This is a genomic window from Kribbella sp. DT2 (genome assembly GCF_049844575.1).
Lineage (GTDB): Bacteria > Actinomycetota > Actinomycetes > Propionibacteriales > Kribbellaceae > Kribbella.
Genome location: NZ_JBNCLH010000010.1, coordinates 251,293 through 265,772 on the forward strand (window position 1 = coordinate 251,293; position 14,480 = coordinate 265,772).

Below are 14,480 nucleotides of genomic sequence, written 5' to 3' on the forward strand. Positions count from 1 at the left end.
CCTCACCCGAGCGAGTCCTGGATCGCGGCGACGTCAGCGGTCGCCTGTTTCGCGGCTTCGTCGGCATCGACCTGCCCACTGGCCAGCGCACTGATTGCCTTGGGCACCGGAAGTTCGCCGAGCGTGGCGCCGACCAGCGCGCCCTGTCCCTCGGTGATGCCCCAGCGCTGCATCTTGCCGATCCCGCCGCGCAGCTCCGCGATCACCGGGGCCGGGTAGATCGCGGCCAGCGGCTTGCGGGTGTCGACGCCGATGTCGGCCTTGTCCCAGGCCTGGTCGAACTTGTCCGGGTCGGCCGTCGTACCGTGGCGGACCGGGAACTTGCCCTCGGCAGCCATCCCGAACCAGTCCTCGTAGCCCTGGTCGAGCATGTACTGCACCAGCTGCTGCGACGCGTCGGCCTTCGCCGTCTTCGTCACCGTCCAGCCGGTCACCTCACCGAACTGCGCGGGCTCGGCGCCGTCCGGACCCTGGACCGCGGTCACGACACCGGTGTTGCGGGCCAGCCAGCTCTTGTCCTTCGCGCACGGCTCGCAGCTCGGCAGCGCGTCCTCGCGCAGGCCGGCGAGCTCGTCGAGCAGGAAGGACGACCAGACGACCATCGCCGACTTGCCCGCGAAGTACGCCGCGCGCGTGGAGTCGACGGTCTGCGTGCCGGCCGCGGAGTACTTCGTTGCCAGGTCACCGTAGAAGCGGAACGCTCCCTGGCATGCTGGGCTGTCGAGCGTGATCTTGCCAGCGGCATCGACCAGTTGGCAGTTGTTCGCCAGACCGAAGTACTCGAAGCTCTGCTGGGTGAACGGGTCGGCCGGGTCGGTGGCAAGCGAGATGCCCTCGGTGCCGTCCTTGTTCAGCGCCTGCGCGGCCTTCTCGATCGCGTCGTACGACGTGGGCGCGGGCAGGCCGGCCGCGGCGAACAGGTCCTTGCGGTAGTAGAGCAGCTGCGTCCAGCTGTCCGACGGTACGGCGAGCTGCTGGTCGCCGGTGCGGGTCAGGTCGAGCGCGCGCTGGTCGAAGGTCTTCGGCCCGAGCGCATCGACAACCTTGCCCGCGGCGTCCGGGTTGAGCAGGCCGTTGCTGGACAGCTGCTGGATCGCGGCCAACGGGACCGCGCCGATCACGTCGGGCAGCTTGCCGGCCGCGGCCGCGGACATCACCAACTGGCTCAGCTGCGGCTCGTCGACCCCGACGAGCTTCACCTGGATGCCGGTCTCGGCGGTGAACTTCTCGAAGATCGCCCGGGTGGTCTCCAGCCGCCCGGACACGTTCTCGAGCGACCAGACGGTGATGCTGCGCTCGTCCCCGGCGCTGGAATCGTTGCCGCAGGAGCTGAGCACTCCGGCAGCCAGCAGGAGCGCGCTCGCGATGGAGAGCGCCCTGGTGAAGCGTGACATACATCCTCCTCAGGGGAGCTGACCTACGCATAACATCAGGACTATTGTATTTTGACAAGACCTAAGTCCTCTTGGAGGTTGCTGTGGCCCGCGTCGTGCAGTTCTCGTCTCCCCGGGTGGCCGAGGTGGTCGACTTCGACCCGCCACCGCTCCCACCCGGTCACGTCCGCGTCCGTACGGCGTACTCCGGCATCTCGGCCGGCACCGAACTGACGGCGTACCGGGGCACCAACCCGTACCTGACCCGCACCTGGGACCCGGACGCCCGGATCTTCCGCGATGCCGAGGCCGGGGTCTCCTTCCCGGTCGTCGGTTGGGGCTACTCCGAGTCCGGCGAGATCACCGAGGTCGCGCCCGACGTCGACGGTCTGTCGGTCGGCGACCAGGTCTGGGGCATCTGGGGCCACCGCAGCGAAGCAGTCCTCCCCGCGGAAAAGCTCGCCGGCCACCAACTCCCCGCCGGCGTCTCCCTCGCCGCCGCGTCCTTCGCCCGCGTCGGAGCCATCGCCTACAACGCGATCCTCTCGGCCCGCATCACCCTCGGCGACCTGGTCGCCATCTACGGCCAGGGAGTCATCGGCCTCCTGGCCACCCGCCTGGCCACGCTGAGCGGCGCCCAGGTACTCACCGTCGACGGCATCGAGTCGCGCCGCCAGGAGTCGCTGAAGTACGGAGCCCTGGCGGCCTTCGCCCCGGGCGGCGCCGCAGAGCAGATCCGGGCGATCAGCACCGGAGCCGACGCGAGCGCCGCAGGCGCGAGCGGGGCGGCCGCCGGAACGGCAGGCCTCCGGGGCGGCTCCGCCCTCCTCCCCTCCAGCGCCGAAGGCGCTAGGAGCCGGGGCGGCTCGCCTCCCCTCCTCCCCCGCGCCGCCGCCGGCGCCGCAGGCGCCGGCGGCGGCGCGGACACGGCGATCGAACTATCGGGGGTGTACCCCGCTCTGCAGGAGGCGATCAGGTCTGTTGGTGTAGGTGGGCGGGTGGTTGCCTCTGGCTTCTACCAGGGCGAGGGCAACGGCCTGCGGCTTGGGGAGGAGTTCCATCACAACCGCGTCGAGCTGATCAGCTCGCAGATCGGCGGCGTTCCTCCGGAGCTGGCCGGGCGGTGGTCGGTGGATCGGCTGCAGCGCGGGTTCCTGGAGCTGGTCGGCCGCGGCGCCGTGGATCCCGAGCCCTTGATCACCCATCGCGTCGGTGTGGAAGACGCCGCCGACGCCTACGTCCTGCTCGACACGCGTCCCGGTGACGCCCTGCAAGTAGTGCTGGAGTTCTGATGAAGATCGCATGCCAGGAGCAACTGTTGCCGGGGGCGACGTTGCAGGAGAAGTGGGACTTCGCCACCGCCGCCGGGTACGACGGGATCGAGCTGCGCGGCAAGGGCGACCTGAGCTTCCGCGACCGTCTGCCCGAGCTGCACAAGGCGAAGGCCGACGGCGTCGTGATGCCGACGGTCTGTGTCGACATGCTGCACTTCTTCGGCGCCTTCGAGCCCGACCAGCGCGCCGACGCGATCGTGCAGATGAAGGTCGAGCTCTCGGTGATCGCCGAGCTCGGCGGACTCGGCGCGCAGACGCCGGCGTCGTACGGGATGTTCTCCCGGCGCCTCCCACCGTTCGAGCCGCCGCGCGACGAGGCCGGCGACCGTGAGGTCCTGCTCGACGGACTCCGCGAGCTCGGCGAGCACGCGGCGCGCGAGGGCGTCGAGCTGTTCCTCGAACCGCTGAACCGGTACGAGGACCACATGGTCAACCGCCTCGACCAAGCCGCGGAGCTGATCCAGGCGGTCGGCCTCGACGCGGTCCGGATCGGCATCGACAGCTACCACATGAACATCGAGGAGACCGACCCGTCCGCCGCGATCGTTGCCCAGGCGCCGTACATCGGGCACGTCCAGCTCAGCGACTCCAACCGCTTCCAGCCCGGCGCCGGCCACCTCGACTGGGCCGCCTTCCTCGGCGCGCTCGATGCCATCGGCTACGACCGCTACCTGGCCGTCGAGTGCCGCCTCACCGGCGATCCGATCGAGGCGGTCCGCTCGATCCCGGCCGTCGTCAGGCGGTACGTGTGACGAACCCGAATCAGCCGCCTCCGGCCGGACCGGGTCGCGCTGACCTGCGCCAGGCCGCCGAGCGAGTACTCCTCGGCAACTGGACCGGCCACTCCACGGTCCCCTCCCACTCCCTCTACCCCCACCAATGGAGCTGGGACTCCGCCTTCATCGCCATCGGCCTGCGCCACCTCTCCCCACGCCGCGCCCAGGTCGAACTGGAGTCCCTCCTGGGATCGCAGTGGTCCGACGGCCGGATCCCCCACATCAGCTTCTCCCCCGCCGTCGCCCGCGACGCCTACTTCCCCGGTCCCGACTTCTGGCAGGCTGCGACCACCGGCGGCGTCGAGACCTCCGGCATCATCCAGCCCCCGGTGCACGCGCTGGCCGCGTGGCTCACCCACCAGGCCGACGAGCAGGAGTCCGTACGCCGGAACTTCCTCCCCCGCGTCTACCCCCAGCTCGTTGCCTGGCACACCTATCTCCGCACCCGCCGCGACCTCGGCGCCCGCGGCCTGGTCGCGATCGTCCACCCCTGGGAGTCCGGCATGGACAACAGCCCAGCCTGGGACGACGCCCTGGCCCGCGTCACCCCCGCGCCGCTCGACTCCTTCACCAGAAGAGACACCGACCACGCCAGCCCCACCGATCGCCCGACGGACCTGGACTACGGCCGCTACGTCCAGCTCGCCGCGACCTACCGGGACCACCAGTACGACGACGCGACGACACCCTTCGAGTTCGCCCTGGAAGACCCGGCGTTCAACGCCCTGCTGATCGCCTCCGAACACGCCTTGGCAGACATCGCAGAAGCCCTCGGCCTGGACCCCGCCCACCACTTGAAAGCCGCCGCAGAGCTGACGAAAGCATTGGGTGGGCTCTTCACCGACGGCCTGTTCCACGCCCGCGACCTCCGCGCAGACGACGGAGGCGTGGTCGCCGCCGGCACCATCTCCGGCCTGATCCCCCTCGTCGTCCCCTGTCTTCCCCAGGCGACCGAACTGCTGGCAACAGCCCGCGGAGACCGCTTCGGCCTCGGCCGCGTCCGCCTCGTCCCGAGCTACGACCTCACCGGACCCGCCTTCGAGCGTGAGCGCTACTGGCGTGGCCCGAGCTGGTTCAACACCGCCTGGCTGATCCATCGGGGGCTGGCGGCGTTGGGTGAGCAGCACCAGGCCGACCAACTGAGAGACGACCTGCTGGAGCTTGCCGGCAGCACCGACTTCGCCGAGTACGCCGACCCGTACGACGGCGCCCCGCGCGGCGCCCAGACCTTCAGCTGGACCGCCGCGGTCGCGCTCGACCTGCTCAGCTGTAGGTGACGTCCAGCACGCCGATCACCTTGTCGAGCCGGGCCGCCACCCGCCCGGCGTCGAACCCGTTGCCCTCGACAACGATGCGCAGCTCGCACCGCTCCAGGCACAGGCTGATCGTGCGGACGTCGTACGGGTTGAGCAGGACGGCGATCCGCGCCAGCATGCCGCGCGTCTCCACCACCTGCGCGGTGAAGACCGTCATCGGCCGCTCGACCGGCGCCTCGACGGCAGCCAGTGGGTGCAGCGGTACGCCGGCCGCCCGGCTCGGTGCAGTGACAGTCATCGCACAACCTCCTTGTGGCGCAGCAGACCGAAGGTGACACCGTCGACGAGCGCCTCCCAGGACGCCTCGACGATGTTGTGGCCGACGCCGACCGTCACCCAGGACCCTTCGCCGTCGCCCGTCTGGATCAGAACTCTGATCACGGCATCCGTGCCGTGCCCCTGGTCGAGGATCCGTACCTTGTAGTCGACCAGGTCGAACTTGTTCACCACCGGGAACGCCCGCTCGATCGCCGCCCGCAGCGCGTGGTCCAGAGCGTTGACCGGACCGTTGCCCTCACCGGTGACCACCTCGCGCTCGCCGCCGGCCACCAACTTCACCGTCGCCTCGGACACGGCCTCGCCCTCGGCGCGCGACTCCGTGATGACCCGCCACGACTCGACGTCGAAGAAGCTCGCCCGCTCGCCGGTGACCTCCTCGGTCAGCAGCAGCTCGAACGACGCGTCGGCCGCCTCGAACGTGTACCCGCGCGACTCCATCTCCTTGACCCGCTCGGTCACCCGCCCGACCAGTTCCTTGTCGTTGCCGAGGTCGAACCCGAGCTCGCGCCCCTTCAGCTCGATGCTCGCCCGCCCGGCCATCTCGGAGACCAGCATCCGCATGTCGTTGCCGACCAGCGCCGGATCCGTGTGCTGGTAGAGATCCGGGTCGACCTTGATCGCGCTGGCGTGCAGCCCGGCCTTGTGCGCGAACGCCGACAGCCCGACGTACGGCTGCCGCGCGGACGGCGGCACGTTGGTCACCTCGGCGATCGCGTGCGCGATCCGGAACGACTCGGCCAGCTTGCCCGGCGGAAGCAGTTCCATCGCGCGCTTCAGCTCGAGGTTGGCCACGACGGCGAGCAGGTCCGCGTTGCCGGTTCGTTCGCCGTACCCGTTGATCGTGCCCTGCACGTGCGTCGCCCCGGCCTCCACCGCCGCGATCGAGTTCGCCACCGCGCAGCCGCCGTCGTTGTGGGCGTGGATGCCGAGCCGCGCCCCCGTGGCCTCCAGCACCTCCCGTACGACGTCCTGCAGCTCCCGCGGCAGCGAGCCACCGTTGGTGTCGCACAACGCGACCACGTCGGCGCCGGCCTCGGCCGCGACCCGCACCACCTCGAGCGCGTACGCCTTGTTGGCCCGGTACCCGTCGAAGAAGTGCTCGGTGTCGAGGAACACCCGCTGCCCGTGCTCGCGCAGGTGCTTCACAGTGTCGGCGACCATCCGCAGGTTCTCGTCGAGCGTCGTGCGCAGGGCCCGCTCGACGTGCGCGTCGTGGCTCTTGGCAACCAGTGTGACGACGTCGGCGCCGGACTCACGCAGCGCGGCGACCTGCGGGTCGTCGGCCGCGACCGTGCCCGGCTTGCAGGTCGCGCCGAACGCGGCGAACGTCGCGTGCCGCAGGTGCAGCTCGGTCCGCGCCCGGGCGAAGAACTCGGTGTCCTTCGGGACCGCCCCCGGCCAGCCACCCTCGATGAACCCGACGCCCAGGTCGTCCAGGTGCTGAGCGATGGCGATCTTGTCCGCCACGGACAGCGCCAGACCCTCCTGCTGCGCGCCGTCGCGCAGGGTGGTGTCGTAGACGTGGAACTCGTCGGATCCGCTCACGGGGGTCGCCTTCCGGTGGATGGGGGCATCAGGCAAACAAAAAACCTCCCGCAAGGTGCGAGAGGTCTGCGCGCTCAGGTACTGCTGCTGAGCGCGCCTAGCCAATAATGACCCGGAAGTTCTTCATGACATTTTTCAGTCTGCCACAGCACGCCGTGGCGGGGACGAAATGTCTCGGAAGGCGAACATCCAGTACGCCGATCAGTACTGCGGCGTGCGCCGCAGTCTCGTGCTCAGGCGGTGAGAGACCACTCCGGGGTGTCCCAGGCGGTGTAGAAGTCTTCGCGCTCCAGCGCGCGCAGGCCCCACTCGTCGCGATCGAGCGCCTGGTCGGTCAGACCGCCGCGCTCGTCCTCGATCCGCTGCCACCAGTACCGCGTGATCGTCCCGTCCTCGCTGACGTGCAGTTCGCGGACGACCACCCACTCCCGCTCGTGCCAGACGGCCTCGAACAGCCGGTCCGTCCCGTCGTCGTCGGCCCTGGCCCCGAACGTCCGCGCCGCCGTCCCCCGGTCCAGGTCGCGGATCAGCTCCGCCGAGGCCCGGAAGGCCTGCCGGGTCTCCGCACCCCACTCCCGCTCGCGCGCCAGCTCCGCGTAGTACGCCTCGACGTCATCCGGAAAGCCGCTCATGCGCGAGACCCTACCCAAACCACCTGAACGCTTGCTGAATCCCTGCGATGCGATGCTGGACGCTGTGCCCGACCACTCCACCGAGAACCCCGCCGCGAACCCCGCCCAGGACCTGGCCGACGACCGGCTCCACCCGTTGCTCCGGACGCGCTGGAGTCCGATGTCCTTCGACGCCGGCCACCGGAACACCTATGCCGAGACGGAGCTGCTGCTCGAGGCAGCCCGCTGGGCGCCGTCCGCGGGGAACTCGCAGCCGTGGGCGTTCATCGTCGGCTGCCGCGGCGACGACACCCACCAACGACTCGTCAAGCACCTCGCCCGCAGCTCGGCCCGCTGGGCACCGTCCGCCGGATTGCTGATCGCGAACTTGGCACACCGGTACGTCGAGGACACCGACTGGGAGTATTCGGAGTTCTCCCAGTACGACCTCGGGCAGGCGGTCGCGCACATGACGATCCAGGCGCAGGCGCTCGGGTTGGCCGCGCGGCAGTTCCGGGCGTTCGACCGGGACGGGCTGGCGGCCGAGTTCGCCGTACCGGAGCACTGGGAGGTCACCACGATGACCGCGATCGGGCGAGCCGCTCCGACCTCCGCCTCGCCGACCACTGCCGCCGCCGGCGACCCGTCCCGCGAACGCCGCCCGGTCCTCGACCTCCTCTGGCCCGCCGAGACCCCCTGATCCCCACCGCCCCGCTCCTCCATCGCCCCGCGCAACGTCCGAAGAAACGCAAAGCGTCCGAAGAACCGTGCGCTATAGCCTCGGGTTCTTCGGACGCTCTGCGTTTGTTCGGACGCTACGGGGTGCCCCGACCGGGGTTCAGCAGATGCGGGTCATCCAGCCGTGGGTGTCGGGCGTGCGGCCGTACTGGAGGTCGAGCAGCGCGCTGCGAACGGCCGCGGTGACCGGGCCACCGTTGCCGTCGGCCACCTGGACCTCGCCGCCGTTCCACTTCAGGGACGCGACCGGCGTGACCACCGCCGCCGTACCGCAGGCGAACACCTCGCGGATCCGGCCGGACGCCGCGCCGTCACGCCACTCGTCGATCGAGATCTTGCGCTCGGTGACGGTGTGGCCGAGGTCGGTGACCAGCTTGAGGATCGAGTCCCGGGTGACGCCCTCGAGGATCGTGCCGGACAGTTCCGGGGTGACCACGGAACCGTCGTCGAGCACGAAGTACAGGTTCATCCCGCCGAGCTCTTCGACCCACTTCTTCTCGACCGCGTCCAGGAACGCGACCTGGTCGCAGCCCTGCTCGATCGCCTCGGCCTGGGCCAGCAGCGACGAGGCGTAGTTGCCACCGGTCTTGGCCGCGCCGGTCCCACCGGGCGCCGCGCGGGTGTACTCCTCGCTGAGCCAGATCCGGACCGGCTTGACGCCGCCGGTGAAGTACGAGCCGGCCGGCGACGCGATCACGCAGTACGTCACCTGCGCCGACGGGCGCACGCCGAGGAACGGGTCCGACCCGAACATGAACGGCCGTAGGTACAGCGAGGTCTCGCCGCCACTGGGCACCCACGCCTTGTCGAGCTCGACCAGCGTGGTCAGCGAGTCGAGGAACGCCGCCTCGGGCAGCTCCGGCAGCGCCAGGCGCTTCGCGGACCGGTTGAACCGGGCCGCGTTGGCCTCCGGCCGGAACGTGTGGATCGAGTCGTCGGGGTGCCGGTAGGCCTTCATCCCCTCGAAGATGGTCTGGGCGTAGTGGAACACCGAGGTCGCCGGAGACAGCTCCAGCGGCCCGAAGGCGGTGATCCTCGCGTCGTGCCAGCCGTTCTCCCGGTCCCACGTGGCGATCGCCATGTGGTCGGTGAAGTACTGCCCGAACCCTGGGTTCGCCAGGATCGTGGCGCGCTGGTCGTCGCTGGCCGGTTGGGTGTTGGGCTCAACGGTGAACTCTAGATCGGCGCTCATGAGCGCACCGTACCTCTTGCTTGAATGGTCAGGCGAGCGCCGAAAAGCGCGCCTGACCCCGCTGTCCAGCAGTCGAGCGAAGACATCTCATCACCCGGCCGCGCGCTTGGCGATCGCGTCACCGATCTCCGACGTCGTCCGGGCGCCACCGGCGGTGCGCTCCTCGATGTCCGCGGTCACCGCGGCCTCGATCGCGGCCGCCGCCTCGGTCAGCCCGAGGTGCTCGCACAGCAGCGCCGCCGACAGGATCGCGGCGGTCGGGTCCGCCTTCTGCTGCCCGGCGATGTCCGGCGCGGAGCCGTGCACCGGCTCGAACATGCTCGGCGCGGTCCTGTCCGGGTTGATGTTGCCGCTCGCGGCCAGCCCGATCCCACCGCTGATCGCGGCGGCCAGGTCGGTGAGGATGTCGCCGAACAGGTTGTCGGTGACGATCACGTCGAACCGCGCCGGGTCGGTGACCAGGAAGATGGTCGCCGCGTCCACGTGCAGGTAGTCGACCGCGATGTCGGGGAACTCGGTCGCGACCGCGTCGACGGTCCGCTTCCACAGGTGCCCGGCGTGCACGAGCACGTTGTTCTTGTGCACCAGCGTGAGCTTCTTGCGCGGCCGGGCCTGGGCCCGCGCGAACGCGTCCCGGACGACCCGCTCCACGCCGTACGCCGTGTTGACCGACACCTCGGTGGCGATCTCGGCCGGCGTCCCGACCCGCAGGGCGCCGCCGTTGCCGACGTACGGGCCCTCGGTGCCCTCGCGGACGACGACGAAGTCGACCTCGCCCGGATTCGCCAGCGGCGAGCCGACGGAGGGGTAGATCTTCGACGGCCGCAGGTTCACGTAGTGGTCCAGGGCGAACCGCAGCTTCAGCAGCAGACCACGCTCGAGTACGCCGGACGGCACGGTCGGGTCGCCGACCGCGCCGAGCAGGATCGCGTCGTGCTTGCGAATCTCCGCGAGCTCGGCGTCCGGCAGCGTCTCGCCGGTCTCGTGCCAGCGCTTCGCGCCCAGGTCGTACTCGGTCCGCTCGAACGTCACGCCGTGGACCGCGCTGACCGCGTCGAGCACCTTGAGTGCCTCGGCCGTCACCTCGGGCCCGATTCCGTCGCCACCGACGACGGCCAGCGTGAAGTCCTTCTGAGTGCTCACTTCTTGGGTTCTCCCCCGTTGTCGCGGCGGTTCATGGCTTCTTGCACGGCCCGGGCCTCGGGCGCGGTCTCGCTCGCCGCGCGGGCGGGCCGGCGACGCCGGGCCGCCTTGCGCTCGGATGCGTCGATCGCGGGCCAATTGGCTGGATACATGTCGTACATGCTGCTCCTCCCGATCAGGGTCTCGCGGGCGGCAGGGTGGCTCCAAAATTACTCTGACATGCGACTACTTCACCACAATGCGGGCACTCTGTCCCAATATGTGAGATACCAGTGACAGCACTGGACCGAAGCTGTGCAACTCTCAACCGGTGAGCGCTCCTCCAGAACTGCCGCCGCTGGTGTCGGCGGCCCTCAGCCTGTCCGGCCGGCGCGGGTTCGTCAGCTCGACCCGCAACGAGACCGGCCGGCTGCTCGCGACGCTTGCGGCGTCGCGCACCGGCACGGTCGGTGAGCTCGGCACGGGCTGCGGGGTCGGCTCGGCCTGGCTGCGCAGCGGCGTCGCCGAGGGCACCAAGATCGTCACCGCCGAGAGTGACCCCGAGCTCGCCAAGGCGGTGGCCGAACTGTTCGCCGCCGACGAGCGGATCGAGGTCGTCGAGGCGGACTGGACCGCGCTGATCGAGCGCGGCCCGTTCTCGCTGCTGTTCGTCGACGCGCGCGAGGCGAAGCTGTCCGCCCGCGACGTGGTCGCCGAGGTCGTCGAGCCCGGCGGCTTCGTCGTACTGGACGACTTCACCCCGTCGGCCGTCTGGCCGCCGATGTACGAGGGCCGCGTCGACACCCTGCGCCAGGAATGGCTGCAGGACAAACGCTTCACCACCGTCGAGGTAATGGTCGCCGCCGACGCCGCCGTACTGCTCGCCACCCGCCGCTGACCCACCCCACCACCCAGTGCATTTGGTGGGTTAACCCACCGACTCGCCCGTTGGCCCACCAGAATTCCGTGGGCCAACGGGCGATCTCGTGGGTTAACCCATGAAATGCGGCGCGGGGTAGGGCGGAGGGGACAAGCAGGTGGGCCCGAGCCACGTCTCCCGGGTGGGAGGGGCTCGGGCCCTGGCCGGCCGCCATGCGCCTGCGGGCGGCAGGCCGGTCCTGCTCTTCCAGTGTGACGGCCCGCCGGGTTCAACCGCTCCCCGGGCGAGTGTCGTCTCACCTGGTGTACGCCGGCCGGATCACCACCGGCCGGCGCGCACGGGTCTGCTCAGGCCTCCAGGTCGACCGTCCGCGCGGTGTCTGCCTGTACGGCGGACGCGATGTCGTCCAGCTTGGCCGGCGGGATGCTCGAGTCGACGCTCAGCGCGACCAGCGCCTTGCCGCCCTTGCGGTCCCGGCTGACCTGCATGCCGGCGATGTTGATGTCGGACTCGCCCAGGATCCGGCCGACCGCACCGACGATGCCCGGGCGGTCCTCGTAGCTGAGGAACGCCAGGTGCGCGGACAGCTCGATCTCCAGGTCGAACCCGTCGATCTCGACCAGCCGCTCGGACTGCTTGACGCCGACCAGCGTGCCGGAGACCGACACCTGCCCGCCGTCGGACAGCGTGCCGCGCAGGGTGATCAGGTTGCGGTGCTCCGGGCTGTCGTGGTCGGTGACGAGCCGGACCTCGAGGCCCCGCTCGGCGGCCAGCAGCGGCGCGTTCACGTAGGAGACGTTGTCCTCGACGACGTCCGCGAAGACACCCTTCAGCGCGGCCAGCTCGAGCACCTTCACGTCGTACTGGGTGATCTCGCCGCGGACCTCGACGTCGAGCTGCTGCGCGACGCCGCCGGCCAGCGCGGTGAAGATGCGGCCCAGCTTCTCGGTCAGCGCGATGCCCGGGCGGACCTCCTCGGCGATGACGCCGCCCTGAACGTTGACCGCGTCCGGCACGAGCTCGCCGGACAGCGCGAGGCGGACGGACTTGGCGACGGCGATGCCGGCCTTCTCCTGCGCCTCGTCGGTGGACGCGCCCAGGTGCGGGGTGGCCACGACGTTCTCGAACTCGAACAGCGGGGAGTCGGTGCACGGCTCCTTGGCGAACACGTCCAGGCCGGCGGCCGCGACGCGGCCCTCCTTCAGCGCGGAGTACAGCGCCTGCTCGTCGACGATGCCACCGCGGGCGGCGTTGACGATGATGACCTCGGGCTTGACCTTGTGCAGCTGCTCGTCACCGATCAGGCCGATCGTCTCCGGCGTCTTCGGCAGGTGCACGGAGATGAAGTCGGACGCGGCCAGCAACTCGTCCAGGGACGCCAGCCGAACACCCATCTGCGCGGCGCGACCGGCCTGCACGTACGGGTCGTAGGCGATCACGTTCATACCGAAGGCGGCCAGCCGCTGCGCGACCAGGACGCCGATCTTGCCCAGGCCGACGATGCCGACGGTCTTCTCGAACAGCTCGACACCGGAGTACTTGCTGCGCTTCCACTCGCCGTTCTTCAGCGACTGGTCGGCGGCCGGGACACGGCGGGCCGCGGCCAGCAGCAGCGCGACCGCGAGCTCGGCGGCGCTGACGATGTTCGAGGTCGGGGCGTTCACGACCATGACGCCGGCCTGGGTGGCGGCCTTGACGTCGACGTTGTCGAGGCCGACGCCCGCACGGGCGACGACCTTGAGCTTCTTCGCCGCGGCCAGCGCCTCGGCGTCGACCTTGGTGGCGCTGCGGATCAGGATCGCGTCGACGTCGGCGATCGCGGTGATCAGCTCGGCGCGGTCGGCGCCGTTGGCGTGCCGGATCTCGAAGTCCGGTCCGAGGGCCTCGACGGTGGCGGGAGACAGCTCTTCGGCGATCAGTACGACGGGTCGCGTGGCTGCTGCGGTGTCAGGCATGACAGACATCTCCTGCGGAAGCGGTAGGGGGCTCGATCGATCAGAGCACCGCGCTGTGCCCGCTGGCACCGATGCTACCAGCCACCCGGTGTCACGCTCAGTCGGTATCACATCCCGCGGTGTTCTTCTCGGTGGAGGCGCCGTCGATCCGCAGTCCCTGCTGCTCGCGGACCAGGTGGTAGCGAATCCACAGCCGGCCGCAGGTGTGACCGTTCGCGCCGTTGCTGTTCGGCGAGAAGAGCACGGTGAAGCTCAGCCGGGCGTCCGCGTTGTTGTCGCCACCGGCCGTCGTGACCGACTCGACCACCGGCTGGAACGCGTACGACGTCGCGTGCTTCTTGGCGTCCTCGGCCGGGTCGCTGCGCGCGCGCAGGACGTCGGAGTAGGTCGACTGCATCCCGACGAAGTCGTGCCGGTTCAGCGTGTCGAGGTACTGCCCGAGGATCTCGCGGACCTCGCCGGCCAGCGGGGTGTTCGCCACCGCGAGCTCCGGCTCGACCGGGCTCTGCGGCCCGCGCGCCCGGCAGTTCCCGAGCTTCTCCGGCGTGAGCGTCCCCCGGCCCTCGGCGTACGGGCGCAGTTCGTCCAGGCCGGCGATCCTGCTGGTGGCGATCGTGGGGCCGGTGAGCAGTCCGATCACCCGGCCGCGGTTGTCCACCTCCGGCGCACCGAGCGCGGCGGCGTCGACGATCTCGGTCAGCTTGCCCGGCTCGTCCGCCGTACCGAGCCGGCGGGCGACCTGGTCACCGTTCAGCTCGTAGCCGACGAGCGCCCGGTCCGCGGATCCGTCGGGGAGCTTCGCGGCCAACGAGGCCGTCGGTTTGTCGGCCTTGCCCGCCATCGCGAGCACCGCGACGCCGTTGGCGTTGGAGCCGCGGACCACCGCCCGCCGGACCTTGCCGTCCTGGGTCACGATCGCGATCGAGATCGGCTCACGGATCGCCGACACGGCGGTCAGCACCACCCCACCAGGCATCAGTACGCCGGACGCCTGCCCGGTGCCCTCGCAGGTCGTCGCCAGCACCCGCACCACGGCCGGCCCGGCCTTCGCGAGCACGTCCTCGGTGTCCAGGCTCAGGCTGTCCGCCCGCACCAACCACCCGGCCGCGGCACCGAGCACCAGCACGAAAACCACCAGCGGCCAGACGAACCGCCACCGGAACTTCGGCGGCAGCGGCTCCCCCGGTCCCTCGTCAGCGGCCGCTCGGCGACGCGGCTCGAGCGTCGTCCGGGGACCGAGCGCGGGCGGCGGGTCGGTGTTCTCGACCGCCCAGCCCGGGATCCGCCGAGGCGGGCGCGGCAGCTCGCTGCGGCCCTGCTCAGCCATCCCTGCCCTCCCCTGTCCGGTGCACTCCCGAT

General features: G+C 70.4%; 14 protein-coding genes. 5 read left to right on the forward strand and 9 right to left on the reverse strand.

Annotated elements, in window-relative coordinates; all coding sequences use genetic code 11:
• Positions 1-2 precede the first annotated feature (2 nt).
• Positions 3-1,394, reverse strand: coding sequence for an ABC transporter substrate-binding protein (locus ACLQ2O_RS35335; RefSeq protein WP_425840829.1), 1,392 nt, complete (start codon positions 1,392-1,394; stop codon positions 3-5).
• An 83-nt stretch (positions 1,395-1,477) separates the two neighbouring features.
• Here ACLQ2O_RS35335 and ACLQ2O_RS35340 point away from each other — a divergent pair, with 83 nt between their 5' ends.
• The 3 genes from ACLQ2O_RS35340 to ACLQ2O_RS35350 are packed head-to-tail and all read left to right on the forward strand — an operon-like array spanning position 1,478 to position 4,760.
• Positions 1,478-2,665, forward strand: a complete 1,188-nt coding sequence (locus tag ACLQ2O_RS35340; protein WP_425840832.1) for an oxidoreductase — start codon at positions 1,478-1,480, stop codon at positions 2,663-2,665.
• On the forward strand, positions 2,665-3,459 hold the full coding sequence (locus tag ACLQ2O_RS35345; protein ID WP_425840835.1) for a sugar phosphate isomerase/epimerase family protein: 795 nt from the start codon (positions 2,665-2,667) through the stop codon (positions 3,457-3,459). Before ACLQ2O_RS35340 ends, ACLQ2O_RS35345 begins: the two co-directional genes overlap by 1 nt.
• A complete protein-coding gene (locus tag ACLQ2O_RS35350) occupies positions 3,456-4,760 on the forward strand; it encodes an MGH1-like glycoside hydrolase domain-containing protein (RefSeq protein ID WP_425840838.1) in 1,305 nt (434 codons plus the stop codon). The genes ACLQ2O_RS35345 and ACLQ2O_RS35350 overlap by 4 nt, the downstream gene beginning before the upstream one ends.
• Here ACLQ2O_RS35350 and ACLQ2O_RS35355 read toward each other — a convergent pair.
• The 3 genes from ACLQ2O_RS35355 to ACLQ2O_RS35365 form a co-directional block, all read right to left on the reverse strand.
• On the reverse strand, positions 4,747-5,037 hold the full coding sequence (locus ACLQ2O_RS35355; RefSeq protein ID WP_425840842.1) for a hypothetical protein: 291 nt from the start codon (positions 5,035-5,037) through the stop codon (positions 4,747-4,749). The two genes, ACLQ2O_RS35350 and ACLQ2O_RS35355, sit on opposite strands and share 14 nt — an antisense overlap.
• Entirely contained in the window at positions 5,034-6,623 is a 1,590-nt protein-coding gene (cimA, locus tag ACLQ2O_RS35360; protein WP_425840845.1) for a citramalate synthase, read from the reverse strand. Before cimA ends, ACLQ2O_RS35355 begins: the two co-directional genes overlap by 4 nt.
• 233 nt (positions 6,624-6,856) lie before the next feature.
• On the reverse strand, positions 6,857-7,255 hold the full coding sequence (locus ACLQ2O_RS35365) for a hypothetical protein (protein ID WP_425840848.1): 399 nt from the start codon (positions 7,253-7,255) through the stop codon (positions 6,857-6,859).
• Positions 7,256-7,319: 64 nt separating this feature from the next.
• Between ACLQ2O_RS35365 and ACLQ2O_RS35370 the strand changes: the two genes are divergently transcribed.
• Positions 7,320-7,934: a nitroreductase family protein gene (locus tag ACLQ2O_RS35370; RefSeq protein WP_425840851.1), complete on the forward strand. Its 615-nt coding sequence runs from the start codon at positions 7,320-7,322 to the stop codon at positions 7,932-7,934.
• A gap of 138 nt (positions 7,935-8,072) precedes the next feature.
• Here the strand turns inward: ACLQ2O_RS35370 and ACLQ2O_RS35375 are convergent, their stop codons facing one another.
• From ACLQ2O_RS35375 to ACLQ2O_RS35385, 3 genes are all read right to left on the reverse strand, one after another.
• Positions 8,073-9,164 (reverse strand): branched-chain amino acid aminotransferase, encoded by a 1,092-nt coding sequence (locus tag ACLQ2O_RS35375; RefSeq protein ID WP_425840854.1) that lies wholly within the window; start codon positions 9,162-9,164, stop codon positions 8,073-8,075.
• 90 nt (positions 9,165-9,254) lie between these two features.
• Positions 9,255-10,307 carry a 3-isopropylmalate dehydrogenase gene (locus tag ACLQ2O_RS35380; protein WP_425840857.1) on the reverse strand — a complete coding sequence of 351 codons (1,053 nt, stop codon included), beginning with the start codon at positions 10,305-10,307 and terminating at the stop codon, positions 9,255-9,257.
• On the reverse strand, positions 10,304-10,468 hold the full coding sequence (locus tag ACLQ2O_RS35385; protein ID WP_425840860.1) for a hypothetical protein: 165 nt from the start codon (positions 10,466-10,468) through the stop codon (positions 10,304-10,306). The genes ACLQ2O_RS35380 and ACLQ2O_RS35385 overlap by 4 nt, the downstream gene beginning before the upstream one ends.
• Before the next feature lie 149 nt (positions 10,469-10,617).
• Here ACLQ2O_RS35385 and ACLQ2O_RS35390 point away from each other — a divergent pair, with 149 nt between their 5' ends.
• Entirely contained in the window at positions 10,618-11,184 is a 567-nt protein-coding gene (locus ACLQ2O_RS35390) for an O-methyltransferase (protein WP_425840863.1), read from the forward strand.
• A 329-nt stretch (positions 11,185-11,513) separates the two neighbouring features.
• Here ACLQ2O_RS35390 and serA read toward each other — a convergent pair whose 3' ends face one another.
• Positions 11,514-13,121, reverse strand: a complete 1,608-nt coding sequence (gene serA / locus ACLQ2O_RS35395) for a phosphoglycerate dehydrogenase (RefSeq protein WP_425840866.1) — start codon at positions 13,119-13,121, stop codon at positions 11,514-11,516.
• A 97-nt stretch (positions 13,122-13,218) separates the two neighbouring features.
• Positions 13,219-14,448, reverse strand: coding sequence for a serine protease (locus ACLQ2O_RS35400; RefSeq protein ID WP_425840869.1), 1,230 nt, complete (start codon positions 14,446-14,448; stop codon positions 13,219-13,221).
• Between the last annotated feature and the right edge of the window lie 32 nt (positions 14,449-14,480).